This window comes from Echinicola sp. 20G (assembly GCF_015533855.1).
Classification (GTDB): domain Bacteria; phylum Bacteroidota; class Bacteroidia; order Cytophagales; family Cyclobacteriaceae; genus Echinicola.
This window is the reverse complement of record NZ_AP024154.1, coordinates 4,676,224-4,697,933: the sequence shown is the minus strand read 5'-3', so window position 1 is coordinate 4,697,933 and position 21,710 is coordinate 4,676,224. Positions and strand designations below refer to the sequence as shown.

The window sequence follows — 21,710 nt, the reverse complement described above, 5'->3', positions numbered from 1 at the left end:
GTAATTTAATTACTTATAAAATGGTGGTTGCAAGATTAATATGTAACTGTTTTTAAATTTTTACCAAGTGCGATAAGTAGATATTCAATTCACCCTTTTATTTACAGATATGCAATACAAAAATGATGGGTTCAAGCCCGAGACTATCGATGCTTTTAAAGCAGAATTGAAGGCTTCCAAAAAACCTTTTAAAATCGTTCCATCTGAGGGTAATAGTGACGAGTTTGTTAACTTTTACTTTGTAGGTATGTATGAAGGTAGGGAAGTGATTTATGATGCGGCCCTTTATACCTTACGCCTTCATCACTCCAGCGAGATATATGAATTGGCCGAGCACAAAGCGGCTCAGAAGTTCCCCAACTTTAATGGGATCAATTATGAGGAAGATGAAAATGGTAACCTTAAGCCCCTCAATAGCAATGAGGAAGAAATAGGCTGGTTTATTACAGAAATCATCATGGAACTGGAAGAGGAGGAAGCTGTTAAGGTACAGGAGTTTATTGATCTTGATACCAATCACGACTATGGAATAGGTCTGGACGTGGCTTTACATATTGACCATGTAGATGAAACTGTAATCGCAAAATTCATCAAAGAGTTTAATGATGATACCATCAAACTTGATGAAACCATGTATACCTTCCAGTCTGAAGACGTAGAAGAAGAATAATAAACCCTCACACAACTAATTGTATTCGCCGTTTGTTGATTTTAACAAACGGTTTTATTTTGCCCAATGATTTTAAAAATAGCTTGGTCGCCTAAATACGCCCACCCATTACCTAATGGACATAGGTTTCCAATGGAGAAATATGATCTTTTGCCGGAACAGTTGCTGTACGAAGGCACCATTTCGCAAGAGAATTTGTTTGAGCCGGAAGCCTTGGAGGCAAAGTGGATTCTTAATACACATCATACCAGTTATGTCGATAAGTTGACCAGCTTAAGTCTTTCCAAATCCGAAATCAGAAAAACCGGTTTTCCACTGAGCCAATCTTTGGTGGATCGTGAAATCCATATCATGCATGGTTCGGTACAGGCCAGCCTTTTTGCCTTGGAATATGGCATTGCCATGAATATCGCCGGGGGGACTCATCATGCTTTTTCAAACAGAGGAGAAGGGTTTTGTCTTTTGAACGACATTGCGATTTCGGCGAATTATTTGATCCAAAATGGGTTGGCCAGCAAAATTCTGGTAGTGGACTTGGATGTGCACCAAGGAAATGGAACCGCTGAAATATTTCAGGATGTTCCCGAGGTTTTTACTTTCAGCATGCATGGAGCCGCCAATTATCCACTTCAAAAGGAAAAATCAGATCTGGATGTAGGCTTGCCCGACAAAGTGGGGGATGAATTCTACATCAGCAGTTTGAAATCCCATTTGGAACCTTTGCTTGATCAGGTAGAGCCAGATTTTATCATTTACCAATGTGGGGTGGACGTATTGGCTACCGATAAGCTAGGCAGGCTGGGACTTAGCATCCATGGGTGTAAGGAGCGGGACAGAATAGTGTTGAATGCTGCTTTTCATCATGAAGTTCCCATCATGTGCTGTATGGGAGGGGGCTATTCAGAAAAAATAGGCCATATAATTGAAGCCCATGCCAATACTTATAGGCTGGCCCAGGAAATCTTCTTTTGAGAGAAGACTGGGTTTACGAAAGAATGTTAAACTTTCTTTATAAAAACTTTGATCATTATCGAATTAGATTTGTAGAATGAGAAGTTTGTTTATATTTGCGGCAAGTTGAATTAATAAACCAGAAACGTGAGAAAATTTAGTAAAGCACTAGGAATTTTAGGAATTGCAGGAACCCTTTTGGTGGCTTGTAATAATAAGGGAAATGAAAGCACTACTGCCGGCGCTGGTACTTCCGGTGAAGGAACAGTTGAATTGAGCGATTTGAACATTGCCTACATCAACACGGACAGTGTGATCAATAACTATCAATACTTCAAAGACAAGTCTTCTGAAATTTCTGAAAAGGGCAAGCGCTATGAAAGTGAGCTTTCTAACAGAGCCAAAGGTTTTGAGCAGGAAGTAGCTAATTTTCAGCAATCTGCACAGAACATGACACCTAACCAGTCAAGAGCCAAGCAAGAAGACTTGATGAAAAAGGAAAGAAACTTGGTGACTTATAGAGATAACTTGATGCAGGAGCTTTCTGCGGATGAAGCGAATCTTTATAATGAAGTTTATGATAAAATTCAGGAATTCCTTAAAGGTTATGCAGAAGAGAACAACTTGGAAATGATTCTTTCTTACACTAGAGGTGGTGGTGTATGGTATGCCCACGAAGCCCTTGATGTAACGACTTCGGTAACCAAAGGACTAAACGACGCTTATAGCTCTTCCTCAAAAGATGCATCCAGCACAACTGACACCACTTCAGCTGAATGATCAACCGTAGGAAGTAAGAAGATACAGTAAAAGCCCGGTTATTTCCGGGCTTTTTTTGTATCATGTCATATCAGTCGTAATTTTGATAAATTATTTAAACGCTATATAGGATGAAAATTACAGAATTTCTCAAGCACAATTTTAGGCACTTTAATGCAGCGGCTTTGATAGATGCAGCTGAAGGCTATAAGACCCATTTGGACAATAATGGTAAAATGATGGTGACATTGGCTGGAGCTATGTCTACTGCTGAGTTGGGGATTTCACTGGCGGAAATGATTCGTCAGGACAAAGTTCATATCATCACATGTACTGGGGCTAACTTAGAAGAGGATGTCTTCAACCTTGTTGCACACGATTATTACGAAAGAGTTCCACATTATCGTCAACTTTCTCCAGAAGAGGAACAGGATTTGCTAGACAGACATATGAACAGGGTCACTGATACCTGTATTCCAGAAATGGAGGCAATGAGAAGGATTGAGGATGTAATCCTCGAAGAGTGGATGAAGGCTGACCAAGCTGGTGAAAGCTATTTCCCGCATGAATTCTTCTACAAGATTTTGCTTTCAGGAAAGCTGGAACAATCCTATCAGATTGACCCTAAAAACAGCTGGCTCTTAGAGGCGGCTAAGAAGAATCTTCCGATCATCGTTCCGGGATGGGAAGATTCCACGCTGGGAAATATGTTCGCAGGACATTGTATCACAAAGGATGTGAAAAATGTTCATACCGTTAAGAGCGGTATTCAGTACATGATGTATTTAGCAGACTGGTATACAGAAAATGCCACAGATGACAGCACCGTAGGCTTTTTCCAAATCGGTGGGGGCATTGCAGGAGACTTCCCTATCTGTGTGGTACCCATGTTGCACCAGGATCTTCAGAGGGATGGAGTGCCTTTATGGGGCTATTTCTGCCAGATTTCTGACTCCACTACCTCATATGGTTCCTACTCAGGAGCAGTGCCAAATGAGAAAATCACCTGGGGTAAACTGGGAATTGATACGCCTAAATACATCATCGAATCTGATGCGACCATCGTGGCGCCATTAGTATTTGCGATTGTATTAGATCAATGACATGAAAGTAACAGAAAAAATTAAGTCAAGTATTTTGAAAGCAAGCACTATTCCTGTGCTTGCTTTTTGTGCTTTTACACCATCCTTTGCCCAAGGTGTTTATGCCCTTAGACAGGTAAATACACCTTATGATGAGCAACAACCCGTGATTTCTTCGAAGGAAGAATTATTTCTGAGTGTAGCTTATCACCCTGACAATACAGGAGGAGGCAAGGATTTGGGAGATGTATGGTACAGTAAGAAAAACGACTTTAACCAATGGCAGGAAGCAAGGCCTGTCAAAAGTTTGAGCACATCCGGATATGATCTATTGATAGGTTTCCCTGATGACCAAACTGCTTTGGTTTATCATGATGGCAAAAAGAAAGCCCATGGTATCCATCAATACAAAAGAGTAGGAGAGACGGAATGGGAATACATGTTCCAATTGGATTTTGGAAGTTTCCGAAACAATGGGAGAAGCTTTAGTGCCAGACTGCACCCTTCGGGTGAAATACTGGTGATGTCCATGAACTCTTATGGTTCCTACGGAAATGAAGATATTTATGTGAGTTTCAAGCAGTCTAATGGGAACTGGTCCGTTCCCAAAAATATTGGCCCAGCTATCAATAGCTATGAGCAGGAGATGACCCCTTTTCTATCTGATGATAAACAGATCTTATATTTCTCAACCAACGGCCATGGGACAGAAGAAGGAAGGGATATTTTTTATGCCCAACGTTTGGACAATACCTGGGAAAATTGGACCAAGCCTAAGAGATTAAAAGATGATATCAATACCAGAGGTGTGGAGCTTTCCTATTTTATCGACCCGAATAGCCCTTATACCGCTTTTGTGACCACGACAAAAGATAGTGAAGGGTATGGCGACATTATGATGCAAAGGAAAGAAGAAATTGTTTTGGAGAAAGTGAATACGGAGAACGCCAATCCAAATCGTTTCTTGGCTGCTAATTTTCCAGTTAGAACCAGCAACCAAAGAGCAGTTGAACAGTCAGTTGCTCCAACAATTGAGCAGAATGAAATAACTGCAAACACTCCAATTAATGAGCTTTCCACTACTGTAGCATTAGAAGAGAAAGTTCGGCCAGAAAATGAGGTAATTCAAGAGGAAAGCATTTCTGGAATTACTGCTGGCGAAAAAGAGGTAGAGAAATTAGTAAAGCTGGAAGCAGAAACCCCTAAAATTGAGGAAGCTCCAATAGATGAAGGAAGTAGCATTACCCTAAATGCAGCAGACAACAATACATTTAAGAACATTCCGTTTAAGGTCGTTTTTAAAGATCAAGATGGAAACAGTATAGGTGTAGAGAATGATCACCAAGGACCCTTAGAATTGAAGGTGAGAAAGGGTACATCCAAACTGACTGTTTCTTCGCCCAATTATCTTCCTGTTTCATTGTCGATAGAAGAATTAGAAGAGAGAGGGGAAACAATCCTTTTGATACCGGCCAAGAGTGGGGTGAAAATGGTTTTGGAAGAGGTGCTTTTCAAAAAAGGTACTTCTGAAATTGCCAATGAAAACTCCATGAGATTTATTGATGAACTTGTGGAGTTTCTAAAGGAAAACCCTGGTTTAAAAATCCGATTGGAAGGTCATACTGATAATGTAGGTAATGCATCCTTGAATAAGGAATTGTCCATGGACAGGGCAGGAACCATCAGGGACTATATGGTCAGCCAAGGTGTGGAGTTTGAGAGAATCAGGTTGAGGGGATTAGGAGGTTCTCAGCCGATAAGCAGCAATGACACAGAAGAAGGAAGAGAGCAAAACAGAAGGGTTGAAATGGTTATCATCCAATAAGGATCAATTGAAAAGTAAAAAGCAAAAGGGGCAAATTTAGCCCCTTTTTTTATGATGCCTCCATTTGCGATTTTAGTGTTTGTAAACCTTCTTCCAATTGTCCTCCGAGCATTTCTTCCATGCCCATCAATTTCATGAGCAAGTTCATTGGATAGCCGGCCACACTATGAAATCCCCAAACAACCTTGGTTTGGTTACCAGATACCTCTTCTGTGAGCATATAAGCTTCGTCATTGGCCTCAAATGGCTCAATAAAGCGTAATTCATAATCGATGCGCTTATTGTCTTCAAGGCTAATGATTTCCTGCTCACCCTTACCTACCTCTGAATTTTGGCTGTCCCAAGCAGCAACTGCACCCACGGTTCCATCTGTTCCTGAAAAGGTCTTTTTCATGTTGGGATCCATTTGCATCCATACAGAAAACTTATCTTGGTTTTTCAGCATTTTAACATAATCAAAAACTTCCTCAACGGGCTTGTTGATGGTTACTGTCTTTTCAACATTGATTTCCTTACTGATAAATAGTGCTGCAACCAGGGCTATGACGATGATGCCCAAGATGGCGAATAAAATGCCTTTCAGAATTTTCATGGTTAAATTAGTTTAAGGTTAGTAATTAAGCATTTGAAACAATGAGTTGTGTAATTTGTATATCTAATATAAAATTTGATATGCTTAACTACTATAGTTTAAAGAAATATTTGGTTTTCAAGGGTTCATTAAGTTTCAAAATCAAAAAATAATCCCTGACAATTTTTGTCAGGGATTATGGGTTGTTCAATCAAAGCTTAATCAAGAAGTGTTTGATTAAAAAGCTTTAAAATTCTTTTGTATTCATCTGTCCAACTGCTAGGCTCCACAAAACCGTGATCTTCTACTGGATAAATAGCCATTTCCCAATTGTCTTTTCCCAATTCAATCAAACGTTCAGAGAGTCTGACCACATCTTGGAAATGGACATTGGTATCGATCATTCCATGTGCCATCAACAAATGCCCTTTGAGACCCTCAGCAAAATAAATAGGCGATGACCTTTTGTAGGCAATAGGATCATTGAATGGTTCATTGAGAATGTTGGAAGTGTAACCATGGTTGTAATGGGCCCAGTCTGTTACTGATCTCAGCGCCGCACCAGAGTGGAAAGTATCACTTTCATTGAATAAGGCCATCAGGGTAATAAAACCACCATAGCTTCCTCCATAGATCCCTACTTTATTGGGGTCTATACCTTCATTTTCTATTAGATAGCTTACACCGTCCACTTGGTCTGAAAGGTCTTTGCCTCCCATATGTCGGTATATTCCGGTCCTCCAGTCTCTTCCATAGCCGGCACTGCCTCGATAATCAATGTCCAATACGGTATATCCCAAGTCTGAAAGTAAATTATGGAACATGTATTCTCTAAAATAGCTAGACCACCACATATGGGCATTTTGGAGATAGCCAGCTCCATGAACAAAGATCACAGCAGCACCATTGGAGGCTTCAGCGGAAGGCTTATACATTCTTGCATGGACGGTTTGTCCATCACTGGCCTCAAAGGTAACATGTTCTGGGTCCTTCCATTGGTAGGTTTTAAATTCGGTACTTTGACCGGAGGTCAGTTTCTTTGAATTACTTTTAACTTTATTTTCTTTGATATAAAGTTCCCAAGGTTGGTTACTATAACTATGGAGAATAGCCAAGTGTTTTTCATCAGGAGAGAGACTAACTTGGTTGCTACCTTGCATAGAGGTCAGTTTGATCATTTCTCCTCCCATCACTGGCATTTTATAAAAATGCCTTTCCCCTGGATGCACCTCAGAAGTGGTCAGGTACCAGTACTTTTTATTATTGGATAATTGAGGATCAAACACTTCGTATTGACCAGGGGTCAAGTCGGTTTTTTTACCTGTTTCCACATTAAGTAGATAAAGGTGAGAGTAGCCTGAAGCTTCAGATTGGAAATAAATATGTTGATCATCAGGTAACCAACCCAATGTTCCGCCTCCAAAACCATAACCAATGCCCGGCCCAGCTATCCACGCTTCATCCCTTTGTCTATCCAGAGATGATAATTCACCCGTTTCCAAATCCAATAAAGCGATCCATCTATCCTTGTTGTCTGTGGACCTAATATTAATTATTGCTTTACTTTTGGAAGAGAATTTAGGATTGGCAGGAATGACCGAACGGTTTTCCTTTTTCCATTCTTTATCAGTATAATCTGTTACATAATCAGGCAAATCGGTTATACCCGGAAGACTTTCAGTATTTACCAGGTAAACTGTATCCTTTTCTATATTGTAGATGGCCATTTCAACCTTACTAGGTTCCTCACCAACTTTTGGTCGGGTGTTTAGATTGGTCGTGTAGCCAGAGACATCGGTGAAATCAGGAACAAAGGTATTCTTTCTTTCTTCACTACTGGTGATCAGGTTAAAGATAACGAACTTGCCGTTGGGTGTGATTTGTAAATTGGAAATCCTTTTTTTACCAGCATAATAAGTGTAGGACTCTTTTTTCTTTGTAGCTGCTCTATAAGATTTGGAAAGTTCCTTTTTTTCTTCTCTTTCCTGAATCACTTTCAGCAATTCAGTGTTTTCCTTTTTCAGCCAATTTTCTTTTTCTGACAGTTCATCTTCTTTTTTTGATGGTTTGTTGCCATTTTTGATATTGGTGAGCTTACTGATTTTTCCCTCACCCATGTCATAGGTGAAAATATTGTCAGCCATCTCAAAAGCAATGATACTTTCGTTCTGAAGGAAAGTTGGATTAGAGATTCTCTCTCCAAGTGACAGTAATTCCTGCTCTTTTTCTTTCTTGCAATCATAGGAATAAAGAACTCCATCTCGGGTATAGATCTTTTTGCTTTTATCAGCATTGTACTCGCCTCGTGGTACTAATGCATCTTGCTCTTTCCAGTTGACTTTGGTAATAAGGTCTAAGTTGGAAATGGAAATTGTATAAAGAGAGTCAGATGGGTTTTGATCAGGGTTGTAACTAAAATAAATGTTTTCACTATTTTCTCCCCAACGAACATTTGAAGGGAAATTGCCCATCCATTTAGGGTCTTTCATGATTTTTTCGACCGATAAGTCACTTTGCTGTCCAAAGCTGGCCAGTGTGGTATTAAAAAGAATTAATAACAGTAAATGTACTTGTTTCATATTTGGGAATTTTTCCCTGAATATGGGCAAGTCCGAGAATTATAACAAATCAAAAAAGTTTAAATGGTCAACAAAGAGGCTAAGTTGACCTAAATATCTTCCAAAAGCTGATGGAGTTCTTTTTCAACTAACCTAATATCTTTGATCAAGTCATTTTTCTTTTTGGGGTAGACTTCTTTTACATCTTTTTCTATCTCTTGAAGGATTTTTTGCGTGTGTGAAGAACCCACATAGCCCATAGCAGACTTTGCCTTGTGACATCTTATTTTGACTTCATCATATTGTTCCTCATCAAAATACTTGTCCAGGTCATTTAGCTCAGGCAAATTGTTGTGAAGAATCATTTCAAGCATTGGCTTGATCAGTTCAGGGTCATCTCCTAAAAATTGATGAATAACATCTTTGTTAATCAACTCGTACATAATTAGATATTAAACAGTTTTCTGACATAATTTATTCATTAATGAAGGATTAACCAAATGACAAAATACTTTTTAGGCGTTTATATTATCAGGGCCTTCCTTTACAATAAGCCAACTTTCTTTTAATTTTGGGGATTAAGAAACCGAAAAATAAAGGAAAAGTTTTCATTATGGAAACAAAGAAAAAAGTATTTCTTATTCTAAGTATTATTTTTCTAATTATTATGATTTTGATTGGGATTGATATCTCCTCCAAGACTACATTTCCAGGTTCAAAGGGCAACCTAAAAGAAAGGATCATGGACAGCGATACCAATGAATGAGAATAGAGCTCCGAAATAAAAAAGAAAAATAAGTGCATCAACTTAAAGTAAAAAACCTGGTCCAAATTCTTTTGGACAATGATTTAGACGTAGAGGAAGACTTCAAACTTGAAACCAACCATAATTTATTGGATGAAAAAGCGCAGGACCTCATGGGTGATTTATTCGCTAAGGCAGGTGGAAGCGGTAATTATGTGATGCTCGAAAGATTAAAGTTTGATTTTAGAATTGATCGCTTTCTTTTCTTGTATGATGATGCTGTGCATTTTAATCGTTATCGACTCAACACCCTCAAATCTTCTCTTTATGAAGTATTTACTTACAGCTGGGTAGATAGCTACAAAAGACTTTGCAGGACTTTTGAAAAGGAATGTTTGAAGTCTGGCCTGCAAGAAAGAATTTGGAATGGCCCTACCATTGCCAAACAGTGTTTTGGAAGTTCAGAGGAAGCTGGAGACCTCAGTGGCAATGGTTCTTCAGGATGGAAGTTGAATGCCTATAACGATGCCCAGTATGATTTGTTGAGTAGGCTACATGGCTACAAAATGATTCGTATTCCGATGTACGAAAATATCATGACTGGTGGAAGCCTAAAAAGAATAGACCAACTGCTGATTAATCCAAAAGAAGAAAATCAAAAAGCGATTATTAACTGGCTGCAAAGGAAGTTGGTGTAAATGTCTTACGAGAAAAGGCCATTTATTTCGCAATCAATCTTGCTTAGGATGAGACCAAAATCTTCTGGTTTATGGACAAAGTCTGTATTATTTACATCAATAACCAATAATTTGCCTCTATCGTAAGTGGAAATCCAATCCTCATAATGTTGATTCAGATTTTTCAGGTAATTGATGCTGATGTTGTTTTCGTAATCTCTTCCTCTTTTTTGTATTTGGCTTACAAGTTTGGGGATTTCCGCCTTTAAGTAAATCAATAGATCAGGTGGTTTGACATATTCCATCATGGAATGGAACAATTTGAGATAGTTCTGATAATCTCTTTCTTCCAGATAGCCAGATTGATGTAAGTTGGCAGCAAAAATGTAGGCGTCTTCATAAATGGTCCTGTCCTGTATGGTAGCAGATTTACTTTGGTTGATTTTCTTTACCTGCTTAAATCGGCTGTTCAGAAAATAAACCTGTAAGTGGAATGACCATTTTTTCATATCCTCATAAAAGTCCTCTAGATAGGGATTGGTTTCCACATCTTCCAGTTCAAGTTGCCAACCGAAATGTTTTCCCAACATGGTGGCCAAGGTGGTTTTTCCACTTCCGATATTTCCTGAAACAGCGATGTGCATTCCTAATGATGTTGTTTTTTGAACTGCTCAGCCACAACCAGGTCTTTGTTCCCGGGTGTGTGGATATAAAAACCTGATCCACTTTTGACTCCTTTGTGGCCTGCTTGGACCATATTGACCAGAAGTGGGCAAGGAGCGTACTTAGGATTGCCGAAACCTTCATAAAGCACTTTCAATATGGATAGGCAAACATCCAATCCGATAAAGTCAGCCAGCTGGAGTGGTCCCATGGGATGAGCCATTCCCAATTTCATAACGGTGTCTATTTCTTCTACTCCCGCAACTCCTTCCTGTAGACTGTAAATAGCCTCATTGATCATGGGCATCAAAATACGATTGGCCACAAAACCTGGGTAATCATTCACTTCTACAGGTACTTTCTCCAAGCTTTTGGAAAGTGACATGATCTGGTCAGTTGTTTCATCTGAGGTGTTGTATCCACTGATCACTTCCACCAATTTCATAACAGGAACAGGGTTCATGAAATGCATTCCAATTACTTTTTCAGGTCTGTTGGTAGCAGCGGCAATCTTGGTGATACTAATGGAGGAAGTGTTGGTAGCAAGGATGGCTTTTTGAGGGGAAAGTTGATCAAGCTCTTTGAAAATATTTAACTTGACGGTTTCATTTTCGGTAGCAGCTTCTACTATTAAATCTGCTGATTCAACACCTTCTTTTAAATTCGTAAAGGTTTTGATATTGGATAATGTAATCTCCTTTTTATCGCTTGAAATAACTCCTTTATTTACCTGTCTATCAAGGTTTTTTGAAATAATAATTAAAGCTTTTTCGAGTGATTTTTCATTGATGTCCACTAGGGAAACTGGATACCCGTTTTGAGCAAAAACATGTGCGATACCATTTCCCATGGTACCGGATCCGATGACAGCTATTTTCAACATAAAAGAAATGGCTTGGGATGAATGACCGTGGATTCATCCAGGTTATAATGTGTTTTATATTCTTTGGATAAAGCTAAATTTTAATGCCTGTTAATCCAATAACCTTTGGGATTTTAACAGATTGTTGACCAACAAAAATCAGTTTTGAGCAGATTTCAGTACCTTTGGGGACAAACTAAAACTATGAAAGAACTCGGTAAAATTTCCAAGCTCAGAATCAATCGTTTCACGGCCAATGGAGCCTACCTGCAAATGTCCGATGGGGAAGAGGTACTGTTGCCCAAGGGCTATCTCAAAGGAGAAGAAAAAGAGGGGGACGAAATGGAAGTTTTTATTTATACAGACAGTGAAGACAGACCCGTGGCGATAACTGACCGGCCAATTGCTTTAGCAGATGAGTTTGCGATAATGGATGTCAAAGAGGTGACCCAATTTGGAGCCTTTATGGACTGGGGCTTGCCCAAGGATTTGTTTGTGCCCAAGTCAGAAATGGGAAAGCCAATTACGGAGGGAAAGAAATACCTTGTGATGGTCTGTGTGGATTACAAGACCAATAGGTTGATTGGTGTTTCCAAGTATCAGGATTTTATGCTGAGCGATACCAGTGTGTTTGAAGAGGGGCAAGAAGTGGAAGCCTTGATTTTTGATCATACTGATCTGGGCTTTAAAGCTTTGATTGACCAACATTATGAGGGGCTGATCTATGGGAATGAAGTTTTCCAGCCGATAACCATTGGAGATAGGATCAAGGTTTATGTGAAAAAGAGGAGAGAGGATGGTAAATTGGATCTGCAGTTGACACCAATAGGAAGGCAAAAGTACGAAGAAGGGGCAGAAAAAATCTTAAGCGTTTTAAAAGTTAAGAGATTTTTGCCCCTTCATGATAAATCATCCCCCGAAGAAATCAAAAAGACTTTAGGGATGAGTAAAAAACACTTTAAACAGTCCATTGGTCAATTGTATAAAAGTAAGAGAATATTGATCAAGGATGATGGCATTGAATTGAATGGCTAATTCAATTTCAGAATTTCCATTGGTTTGGTACACAAAACAGCCTTTTCGCGTTTGATCGCGATAGGCGCTTTGATCAAGTGGGGATACCTGACTAGTATATTGAGCCAACTTTCATCATCCCAGGTTTTTCCTGCTATTTGACTTTGATAATCGGGATGAGCCCGGTTAAGCAAGTCTTTTGGCCTTAGTTTCAATTTGTCGAGGATAGACCTCCATCCAGTTGTGGTAATATGTTCTTTTTCAATATTAATCTCATTTACATACTTTGACACAGATCTCGCATAAGCCCTGGCTTGCTTATCGATAGAGTGCGAAGGAATGTAATAAAAGAACAATTCAGTGGGGTGCATTTTCATGTCAAATTTGGGTTATGTTATGAATAAAAATACAAATTATTACAGGAAATCCAAATATTTTACTGATTAATTTGTTTGTTTCAGTTAATGTTGTAAGTGTATTGTGAGTATGGATTTAGAAAATTTTAAAAAGAAGGTGCAGAGCGAGTATCCTAACCACAAAAAGCTTAAGGATAGGTTGAGGAAAATCAAACCCAAAGTGCTGGACAAGAAGTTTGAAGAAGCACACGATGCTCAATTTGAACATATCGACTGTCTGGAATGTGCGAATTGCTGCAAAACCACCAGTCCAATTTTTATACAAACTGACATTGATCGTCTGGCCAAGGCATTCCGGATGAAACCTTCTGCTTTTATTGACACTTATTTGCACAGGGATGAAGATGGGGATTTTGTGCTCAACAGCTCACCATGTCCCTTTCTGGGGGATGACAATAAGTGTTTTGTTTATGATGCTAGACCCAAAGCCTGTAGGGAATATCCACATACCAACAGGAAAAATATGCACGGAATTTTGAATTTGACGTTAAGAAATACACAGGTTTGTCCTGCAGTTCACGAAATCTTTCAAGAGTTTTCGAAAGAATTTAGGAAGTAACTTAATCTGTTTACTATTTTAGAAGCCAAAACCTATTATACCTAAAACCATGAATAATCAAAACGAACACTTTTTAGGTGTCGATGTGGGAGGAACCCATTTGAAGATTGGCCGAGTGAGCCAGGAGGGAGAGATTGTATCTTTTGATAAAGAGGATACCGGACCTTATAAAGAGGATCCAAGAGGCTTTAATGCTTGCTTTGTTGATGTGATCGGAAAATACCTGGCCAAATATCCTGATGTAAATAAAGTTGGGATCGGATTGCCGGGCTTGATCAATAAGGAGAGGACCACTACTTTGGAAATACCTGCCATTCCTGATCTAGACGGTTTTAACCTCAAAGGAGCTTTACTGGAAAAATATCCAAACAAATTATTCTTTCTGGAAAATGATGCCAGCGCAGCTGCTGTGGGAGAATTTAACTTTGCTTCTTCCAAACCCTCTTCCAACTTCCTGTTTATCACCATGGGAACTGGAATAGGTAGTGCAGCAGTCTTGGATGGAAGGATATTCAAAGGAGCGAGGGGCAATGCGATGGAAATGGGCCACATGATGTCCCGAGGTAATGCGCGTTTGGAAACCCTTATTGGTAGAAATGGCATTTTGAGAATTCTGGAAAGAATGATCAATGCTTATCCTGAAAAAGCAGGAGAGCTGAAAGATAAGGAGCTGGGCACGCACCTTTTGGTGGATACCGCTTATGCCGGCAATGAAGTTTCATTGATGACATTTGAGGAAGTAGGGGACATCTTGGGAGAGGCTATTGTCTCTACAGTGAGGATTTTGGATGTTACGGAGATCTATTTTGGAGGAGGAATCTCAGCAGGGTTGGAGTTTATGATGCCTGCTTTGGATAAAACAGTGAGACAGTATTTGACGCCTTATTATGTAAAAGACCTCAAGTTGATCAAGGCCACCTTGGGCAACAATGCAGGGACTCTTGGCGCTGCAGCACTTTGCTTTTAACCTGAAACTTAAGGCTCAAGCGTAGTAATGGTTACTTCGCTTACTTTATTGATAGCATTCATTCGAAAAAGAACCTTTAGGGGTTCTTTTTCTGTATCTTGTCCAGTACACTTATCCGAAGGTTCTAGAAAGTAGTAGAAGAAACTTTGGCTTTTGTCCAAAAGCAATACCCGATCTGGTCTTCCGAAAGTAACAATCAACTCCTGATTGGTGGCTTCCAAAAAAGTATTCTTGATTTTTTTGATTTCTTCCAGGTCCTTCAAGCGCAACCCCTTACAGCCATCCCGGTCACTTTTCCAGTTTTCCAAGTTGATATTTCCCACTTCCAATTTGGAGGTACAAGCAGTACCAAGTGTAAAAATCATGACAATAAAGAACAGGTAAAGCAGTAATTTTTTCATTGAACAGAAAGGTTTCTTGAGTGAGGTTTCGAAGGTACGATAAGAAAACCTAAACTGGAACTGAGAAAAGAGATTTAGTCTTTTTGTTGGAGGAAATGAAAATTGTCAGAGGATTTCCAACTACGAATAAAACTTAAAAAAACATGAATTGATATATCTCAAAAGGTGGCCTAAACCCATCTTACAGTCAGCAGATTAAGCGTAAATGGCTTTCCTATCAGGTTTAAGCTCACAAAAATCTAATGATGGAGAAAGGGGAAATCTTTCATCTTAACCCTTATATTAGCAGTTTAAATTACGCTTATATGAATCATCGATTTGCCAAAGCATTTCATTTGCTTTCCGTATTACTGTTCATTGTTATCTTCATGTATATCTATTCCGCCTTGCCGACTCAGGTGAGTTTTGAAGTAGATGCCAATGGATTACCGCTGAAAGTGATCGATAAGGACATATTCTTTTACATAGGCATAGGTGCTTTTGTGATTTTGAATGTGCTGTTGATTACTCCAGCCAAAATGATTGAAAACAAAGCGACACCCAATTTTAGGAGGTTGTTCCAAAAAGGAGATCCGTTCAAAGAAAATATGTTGGCCTGGATTTATTCCTTTGTAGCTGTCCTAAATGTTTCAATTATCATTATCGCATTATATATTCATGGGATCAATGGGATCATAGAGGAAAAAGGGCAGCCTTCACCAATTGGCTTGTACTGCATTGCTGTATTTTTTGTGATTTGGATTGTTGCATTATTTGTGATTCTTTCCAAGAAAATGAAAGCGGTGCAATCCCATGCTTAATTTGAATACCAACGAAAACGAGTAGACTACCAATGGCAGAAAAAAATGTACAATACACCGAGGATAGTATTAAGTCACTGGACTGGAAAGAACATATCAGGCTTAGGCCAGGTATGTACATTGGTAAGTTAGGTGATGGTAGTGCCCAAGATGATGGGATTTACGTTTTGGTCAAAGAGATATTGGATAACAGTATCGATGAGCACATGATGGGGCATGGAAGGACCATCGAGATCAAAATCAGTGAGCATAAAGTAGAAGTGAGAGACTATGGTAGAGGGATTCCATTAGGAAAGGTGATCGATTGTGTTTCCAAAATCAATACCGGAGGTAAGTATGATTCAGGTGCTTTCCAAAAGTCTGTAGGGCTGAATGGTGTGGGTACCAAGGCTGTAAACGCCCTTTCAGATTACTTTAAGGTACAATCTTATCGGGATGGGCAGACCAAAGTAGCTGAGTTTGAAAAAGGAGAGCTAAAAGAAGATAAGGAAGTTACCAGTACTTCCGAACGCAACGGTACCAAAATCGTTTTTTCTCCTGACCCAACCGTTTTTAAAAACTACCATTTCATCCCAGAATACCTGGAAAACCAAATTTGGAACTACGCCTTTTTGAATGCTGGTCTTACCATCAATTTCAATGGGAAGAAGTATTTCTCGGACAAAGGGCTTCATGACCTTTTGGACAGAAAAGTGGATGATGACAGCAGAAGATATCCAATCATTCATCTGAAAGGGAATGATATTGAAATGGCCATGACCCACTCCAATCAGTATGGAGAAGAATATTACTCTTTTGTAAATGGTCAGTTTACCACTCAAGGTGGTACGCACTTGGCCGCCTTTAGGGAGGCCATTGTAAAAGCCATAAGGGAGTTCTTTAAGAAAGATTATGATGCTTCCGATATTAGGCAGAGTATTGTTGCTTCTATAGCCGTAAGGGTGCAGGAACCTGTTTTTGAGTCCCAAACCAAGACCAAACTTGGTTCTCAAAGTGTGGGGCCAGATGGGCCTACCTTGAGGACTTTTGTCAATGACTTCATCAAAACAGAACTGGACAATTATCTCCATAAGAATCCAGATGCTGCCAATGCCCTTTTGAAAAGGATCTTGCAGTCTGAGCGTGAGAGAAAGGAAATTTCAGGCATTAAAAAGCTGGCCAATGAGCGAGCTAAAAAGGCCAACCTTCACAATAAGAAACTGAGAGATTGCAGGGTGCATTATGATGATGCCAAGGCAAATGATGATGCCAAGAACAACACCATGCTCTTTATTACAGAGGGTGATTCTGCATCTGGATCCATCACCAAATCAAGGGATGTGCAGACACAGGCGGTCTTTTCACTTCGAGGAAAGCCTCTGAACTGCTTTGGCATGACCAAAAAGGTGGTGTATGAAAACGAAGAGTTTAACTTGCTTCAGCACGCTCTGAACATAGAAGACGGAATTGATGGATTGAGGTACAGGAAGATTGTGATCGCCACAGATGCCGATGTAGATGGCATGCACATCAGGTTATTGATCATGACCTACTTCCTACAGTTTTTCCCAGACCTGGTAAAGAATGGACACCTTTATATCTTGGATACGCCACTTTTCAGAGTAAGAAATAAGAAAGAAACCATCTATTGCTACTCGGATGAAGAGCGAAGGAATGCTATAGCCAAGCTGGGGAATAAACCAGAGATTACCCGATTTAAGGGACTGGGAGAAATTTCTCCTGAGGAGTTTGGCGGCTTTATCGGAGAAGATATCAGGCTTGAGCCGATTATCCTAAGAAAGGAAACCAAAATAGCGGATTTGCTATCTTTCTTTATGGGCAAAAACACCCCAAACAGACAATCATTTATCATTGATAACCTCAAAGTGGAAAAGGACATTGTGGAAGAAAAGGATAAAGCGGCAAAGGTAGATTCGGAAGAGAACGAGGCGGCTTGATCTTTATTTTAGTGGTTCCTATTTGACAAAATGCTTTAGATAATATATGAGTGATATAGAAAATAACGGTCCAGAAGAAAACGGAGAAGCTTTACATGATTCCGTTCCGGTGACCGGAATGTATAAAGAGTGGTTTTTGGATTATGCCTCCTATGTGATTTTGGAGCGGGCTGTTCCGGCCATTGAAGATGGCTTCAAGCCTGTTCAAAGGAGAATCCTTCATGCCATGAAGGAGATGGATGATGGCCGATTCAACAAAGTGGCCAATATCATTGGGCAGACCATGCAGTATCACCCTCATGGTGATGCTTCTATCAGCGATGCCATTGTTAACCTGGGCCAAAAAGACCTTTTGATTGAAACCCAAGGTAATTGGGGGGATATCAGGACAGGGGATGGAGCCGCCGCCGCCCGTTATATTGAAGCCAGACTTTCTAAGTTTGCCTTGGAGGTCGTTTTCAATCCTCAGACCACCGAATGGCAATTGTCCTATGATGGGAGAAAAAGAGAACCGGTTACCTTACCGGTCAAGTTTCCTTTGCTATTGGCCCAAGGGGTGGAGGGCATTGCGGTGGGTTTGTCCACCAAAATTCTACCCCACAATTTCTGTGAGCTGATCAATAGCTCTGTAGATATCTTGAAAGGCAAGAAAGTCAACATCCTTCCTGACTTTCCAACGGGTGGATTGGCTGATTTTTCAGAATACAATGAAGGTCTCAGAGGAGGCAAAATCAAGGTCAGGGCAAGGATAGAGGAAGGTGATGGCAAGAGCTTGTTGATCAAGGATATTCCTTATGGTACGACCACCAACTCGCTGATTGACTCGATCATCAAAGCCAATGACAAGGGCAAGATCAAAATCAAAAAGGTAGTGGACAACACGGCCAAGGATGTAGAAATTCAGGTGTTTTTGGCACCCGGCCAATCTCCTGATATGACCATTGACGCCCTGTATGCTTTTACGGATTGTGAAGTATCTATCTCACCCAATGCCTGTGTGATCATTGATGACAAGCCGGTATTTATCAGTGTGAATGATATTTTAACTTACAATACCCAGCAGACCAAAGAACTTCTCAAAAGAGAGCTGGAGATCAGAAAAGGGGAGTTGATGGAGAAAATCCTTTTCTCTTCTTTGGAAAAAATATTTATTGAAAATAGGATCTATAGGGATATTGAAGAGTGCGAAACCTGGGAAGCGGTCATTCAGACCATCGACAAGGGATTGGATCCCTACAAGCCTGATTTTTACCGGGAGATTACTGAGGAAGACATTGTTCGTCTGACAGAAATCAAGATCAAAAGAATCTCTAAGTTCGATAGTTTCAAAGCCGATGAGCTGATGAGGAAGCTCGAGGATGAACTGAAGGAAGTCAACCATAACTTGGAGCATCTGACAGAGTATGCTATCGAATATTATAAAAACCTGCTAAAGAAATATGGTAAGGGAAGAGAGCGTAAAACTGAAATCAGGACTTTCGATACCATTGAAGCGACAGTAGTGGCAGCCAATAATGCCAAACTGTATGTTAACCGTCAGGACGGGTTTATTGGTCATGGGTTGAAGAAGGATGAGTTTGTCTGTGACTGTTCGGACCTAGATGACATCATTGCCTTTAAGAAAGACGGAACTTGTGTGGTTACCAAGATTCAGGACAAGGTTTTCGTCGGAAAAGACATTATCCATGTAGGCGTCTTCAGAAAAGGAGATGAACGTATGGTCTATAATATGATCTATTTGGATGGCGGGTCGGGCAGGGCCATGGTCAAGCGTTTCCAAATCCTGAGTGTGACCCGTGACCGGGAATATGTATTGACCAAAGGAACCAAGGGCTCGAAAGTGCTCTACTTTACTGCCAATAGTAATGGTGAAGCTGAAATCATCACAGCCTATCTCACACAAGGCAGCAAAGCCCGAGTAAAAGTATTCGATTTTGATTTCAAGGATATTGATATCAAAGGCAGGGGAGCAGGTGGTAATATTCTTACCAGGTACCCTGTAAGGAAAATCCAGTTAAAAATGGAAGGCGTTTCTACCCTTGGCGGTCTGGACATCTACTATGATGAATCAGTTGGAAGGTTGAACACCGACGAGCGTGGCCGATTGATTGGAAATTTCCTTGGAGATGATAAGATCATTGCTTTCTATAAGGATGGTAGTTATGAACTGACTTCTTACGAATTGACCAATAGGTTTGACCCTAACACACTGATGTTACTGGAGAAGTACAATCCAGAGGCAGTTACTTCTGCGATTTATTTTGATGGGGCAAGCAAGAACTATTATGTGAAGCGTTTCCAGATCGAGACAAGCACCACCAATAAGAAGTTCAATTTTATCTCGGATAATAAAAAGTCAGAACTGGTTGTAGTTTCTACTGATAAACAACCCCAGGTAAAAGTTACCTTGAAAAAAGGCAAAGAAACTGAGGTGGTGGAATATGACTTGGACATGTTGATCGATGTCAAGGGTTGGAAGGCTGTTGGTAACAAAGTCTCTTCCCATCCAATCAAGGATATCAAGCTATTGGAACCGGTTAAGAAGGAGTCGAAACCTGAAGAAGACAAAGAATCTTCAGATGAAGACATTGAAGTTGGCTCTACCGTAGATTTGAATGTAAAGAAAGGAGATGAGGAAGATGATGACGATAAAGAACAACTAGGGCTTTTTTAGGATGGGAGTTGAGAGGCCAGATAAAGACCTGTTAGCTTATCTTTCCAACTATATCACGGACCATAAAAAGGCCAAGATGGAAGAAGTCCTGGCCTTAAGGTCCCGCTATTTTACAGTGGTTTTGGAGGACATCTATAAGCCCCATAATGCCAGCGCAGTAATTAGAACCTGTGATTGTTTTGGTATTCAGGATATCCATATTATTGAAAAAGCCACTTCCTACCATATCAATCCCTATGTAACCAGGGGAGCAGCGCAATGGGTAGACCTCCATCGCTATGAGGACAGTGCAGAAAATCCCGCAGTGGATGCCTGTTTTGATGGATTGAGAGAAAAAGGTTATAAAATTTATGCTACTTCTCCTCATGGAAAAAGCATCCCAATCAGTGAATTACAACCCGATGAAAAGATAGCATTGGTTTTTGGAAATGAACATGCGGGGGTCAGTGATGAAGTGATCGAGAAAAGTGATGGGGTGGTGCATATTCCAATGACAGGTTTTACAGAAAGCTTTAATATCTCTGTCAGTGCATCCATTTGTCTTTATGACCTGAAGCAAAAAATCACCAAAACCAATCCTGATATTTATTATCTCTCAGAAGAAGAGAAAGATATACTCCGTTTTGAATGGTACAAAGGTGTTGTAAAAAATGCGGATATCCATATCAAGCAGTTTTATGCTGATAGACAATAATATCTATCGATTTTAAAAGACAATAGGCATCCCAATGGGACTGCCTATTGTCCTTTAACGCTATGTTTTTCTATCATTTTTTAATTCAATAGACTAAGTTAATGTAGGTTAGAGAAATATAAACACTTGTGATAAAGACCTTCATTATTTTTTGGGATTGGCTATGAGATTTAATTTAAATTAAATCTAAATAAAGTTGCTTAAACTTATTCATGCATATATATTTGCTTGAAATAAAGGAACAGAGCGATTAAAATGATAACACTAGCGGCCTTATTGACCTTAGCAGGTTTTTTCTGCTTTTATAATACTTCCAAAAGACAGAAGCTTTCCCAGTCTCTGGGGGTAGAAGTATGGCTACAGCAAAATCCCCAAAAAACAAAATGGTTAGGAGGAGGTTTGCTGTTACTAGCTTTATTGTTTTGTTACGTAGAAGCAGGTTTTGGAGCAGGTTTTTTTTATTTCTTTATCCTTCTGATGGCAGCTGGAAGCCTTGTGGTAATTCTTGCTCCGCTTAAGTTTGTCAATTATAAAACTCTGACTTTGGCATTTGTTATATCCTTTATATTCGAACTGATCTAATATGCCTGCGAATAAAAAATACCTTACCACTTCCAAAACGCAGCGTTTTGCCAAGATAACAGCTGGCTTTTTTGGGGGATATGCGGTAACAGTTTCTCTATTTATGGCCATTGGCTTTTGGTTGAATCATGTCAATATCCTTACTACTTTGAGATTTGGTGGATTTATGCTTTGGGCTACACTTTTTTTGTTGGCTTTTCTCTTTAAGAATGGTTGGAAGGCCTGGGGAGTATACCTTTTAGTGACAATGGTCTTTTCAGGAATTATCTATATCAGTAAAATTTATCATCCCATCGTCTGATT

The 21,710-nt window shown here is 39.8% G+C and carries 23 protein-coding genes; 16 read left to right on the top strand and 7 right to left on the bottom strand.

Annotated features, from left to right (window positions below; translation table 11 throughout):
- Positions 1-109 precede the first annotated feature (109 nt).
- From JL001_RS18950 to JL001_RS18930, 5 genes are all read left to right on the top strand, one after another.
- On the top strand, positions 110-670 hold the full coding sequence (locus JL001_RS18950) for a hypothetical protein (RefSeq protein ID WP_200979038.1): 561 nt from the start codon (positions 110-112) through the stop codon (positions 668-670).
- 69 nt (positions 671-739) lie between these two features.
- Positions 740-1,642: a histone deacetylase gene (locus tag JL001_RS18945; protein ID WP_200980547.1), complete on the top strand. Its 903-nt coding sequence runs from the start codon at positions 740-742 to the stop codon at positions 1,640-1,642.
- A gap of 126 nt (positions 1,643-1,768) precedes the next feature.
- Positions 1,769-2,401 carry an OmpH family outer membrane protein gene (locus tag JL001_RS18940; protein ID WP_200979037.1) on the top strand — a complete coding sequence of 211 codons (633 nt, stop codon included), beginning with the start codon at positions 1,769-1,771 and terminating at the stop codon, positions 2,399-2,401.
- A 110-nt stretch (positions 2,402-2,511) separates the two neighbouring features.
- Positions 2,512-3,483 carry a deoxyhypusine synthase family protein gene (locus JL001_RS18935; protein WP_192011598.1) on the top strand — a complete coding sequence of 324 codons (972 nt, stop codon included), beginning with the start codon at positions 2,512-2,514 and terminating at the stop codon, positions 3,481-3,483.
- 1 nt (position 3,484) lies between these two features.
- A complete protein-coding gene (locus JL001_RS18930; protein ID WP_200979035.1) occupies positions 3,485-5,287 on the top strand; it encodes an OmpA family protein in 1,803 nt (600 codons plus the stop codon).
- 49 nt (positions 5,288-5,336) lie between these two features.
- Here the strand turns inward: JL001_RS18930 and JL001_RS18925 are convergent, their stop codons facing one another.
- The 3 genes from JL001_RS18925 to JL001_RS18915 form a co-directional block, all read right to left on the bottom strand.
- Positions 5,337-5,879: an SRPBCC family protein gene (locus JL001_RS18925; RefSeq protein ID WP_200979033.1), complete on the bottom strand. Its 543-nt coding sequence runs from the start codon at positions 5,877-5,879 to the stop codon at positions 5,337-5,339.
- 197 nt (positions 5,880-6,076) lie between these two features.
- Positions 6,077-8,437 carry a S9 family peptidase gene (locus tag JL001_RS18920; protein WP_200979031.1) on the bottom strand — a complete coding sequence of 787 codons (2,361 nt, stop codon included), beginning with the start codon at positions 8,435-8,437 and terminating at the stop codon, positions 6,077-6,079.
- Positions 8,438-8,526: 89 nt separating this feature from the next.
- A complete protein-coding gene (locus tag JL001_RS18915; RefSeq protein ID WP_200979030.1) occupies positions 8,527-8,859 on the bottom strand; it encodes an Hpt domain-containing protein in 333 nt (110 codons plus the stop codon).
- Positions 8,860-9,029: 170 nt separating this feature from the next.
- Between JL001_RS18915 and JL001_RS18910 the strand changes: the two genes are divergently transcribed.
- Positions 9,030-9,182, top strand: a complete 153-nt coding sequence (locus tag JL001_RS18910; protein WP_200979029.1) for a hypothetical protein — start codon at positions 9,030-9,032, stop codon at positions 9,180-9,182.
- Between the two features lie 32 nt (positions 9,183-9,214).
- Entirely contained in the window at positions 9,215-9,859 is a 645-nt protein-coding gene (locus JL001_RS18905; RefSeq protein ID WP_200979028.1) for a hypothetical protein, read from the top strand.
- Positions 9,860-9,864: 5 nt separating this feature from the next.
- Here the strand turns inward: JL001_RS18905 and JL001_RS18900 are convergent, their stop codons facing one another.
- Positions 9,865-10,482: a deoxynucleoside kinase gene (locus JL001_RS18900; RefSeq protein WP_200979027.1), complete on the bottom strand. Its 618-nt coding sequence runs from the start codon at positions 10,480-10,482 to the stop codon at positions 9,865-9,867.
- Positions 10,483-10,484: 2 nt separating this feature from the next.
- Entirely contained in the window at positions 10,485-11,384 is a 900-nt protein-coding gene (locus tag JL001_RS18895) for a 3-hydroxyacyl-CoA dehydrogenase family protein (protein WP_200979026.1), read from the bottom strand.
- 183 nt (positions 11,385-11,567) lie between these two features.
- Here JL001_RS18895 and JL001_RS18890 point away from each other — a divergent pair, with 183 nt between their 5' ends.
- Entirely contained in the window at positions 11,568-12,398 is an 831-nt protein-coding gene (locus JL001_RS18890; protein WP_200979025.1) for a S1 RNA-binding domain-containing protein, read from the top strand.
- Here JL001_RS18890 and JL001_RS18885 read toward each other — a convergent pair.
- Positions 12,395-12,754, bottom strand: a complete 360-nt coding sequence (locus JL001_RS18885) for an arsenate reductase family protein (RefSeq protein ID WP_200979024.1) — start codon at positions 12,752-12,754, stop codon at positions 12,395-12,397. The two genes, JL001_RS18890 and JL001_RS18885, sit on opposite strands and share 4 nt — an antisense overlap.
- A gap of 109 nt (positions 12,755-12,863) precedes the next feature.
- On the opposite strand from JL001_RS18885, the gene JL001_RS18880 reads away from it, so the two are divergent.
- A complete protein-coding gene (locus JL001_RS18880; protein ID WP_200979022.1) occupies positions 12,864-13,352 on the top strand; it encodes a YkgJ family cysteine cluster protein in 489 nt (162 codons plus the stop codon).
- A gap of 49 nt (positions 13,353-13,401) precedes the next feature.
- The gene (locus tag JL001_RS18875) at positions 13,402-14,319 is read left to right on the top strand and encodes an ROK family protein (protein ID WP_200979020.1); all 918 of its coding nucleotides are present in this window, start codon (positions 13,402-13,404) and stop codon (positions 14,317-14,319) included.
- 8 nt (positions 14,320-14,327) lie between these two features.
- Here the strand turns inward: JL001_RS18875 and JL001_RS18870 are convergent, their stop codons facing one another.
- Complete coding sequence (locus JL001_RS18870; protein WP_200979018.1) at positions 14,328-14,720, bottom strand: hypothetical protein; 393 nt, start codon at positions 14,718-14,720, stop codon at positions 14,328-14,330.
- A gap of 305 nt (positions 14,721-15,025) precedes the next feature.
- Here JL001_RS18870 and JL001_RS18865 point away from each other — a divergent pair, with 305 nt between their 5' ends.
- The 6 genes from JL001_RS18865 (at position 15,026) to JL001_RS18840 (ending at position 21,708) form a co-directional block, all read left to right on the top strand.
- Positions 15,026-15,520, top strand: coding sequence for a DNA topoisomerase IV (locus tag JL001_RS18865; RefSeq protein WP_200979016.1), 495 nt, complete (start codon positions 15,026-15,028; stop codon positions 15,518-15,520).
- A 32-nt stretch (positions 15,521-15,552) separates the two neighbouring features.
- The gene (locus JL001_RS18860) at positions 15,553-17,457 is read left to right on the top strand and encodes a DNA topoisomerase IV subunit B (protein ID WP_200979014.1); all 1,905 of its coding nucleotides are present in this window, start codon (positions 15,553-15,555) and stop codon (positions 17,455-17,457) included.
- 46 nt (positions 17,458-17,503) lie between these two features.
- A complete protein-coding gene (locus JL001_RS18855; protein ID WP_200979012.1) occupies positions 17,504-20,131 on the top strand; it encodes a DNA gyrase/topoisomerase IV subunit A in 2,628 nt (875 codons plus the stop codon).
- A gap of 1 nt (position 20,132) precedes the next feature.
- Positions 20,133-20,825, top strand: a complete 693-nt coding sequence (locus JL001_RS18850; protein ID WP_200979011.1) for an RNA methyltransferase — start codon at positions 20,133-20,135, stop codon at positions 20,823-20,825.
- 255 nt (positions 20,826-21,080) lie between these two features.
- Positions 21,081-21,407 (top strand): DUF3325 family protein, encoded by a 327-nt coding sequence (locus JL001_RS18845; protein WP_200979009.1) that lies wholly within the window; start codon positions 21,081-21,083, stop codon positions 21,405-21,407.
- Position 21,408: 1 nt separating this feature from the next.
- A complete protein-coding gene (locus tag JL001_RS18840) occupies positions 21,409-21,708 on the top strand; it encodes a hypothetical protein (RefSeq protein WP_200979006.1) in 300 nt (99 codons plus the stop codon).
- Positions 21,709-21,710: the final 2 nt, after the last annotated feature.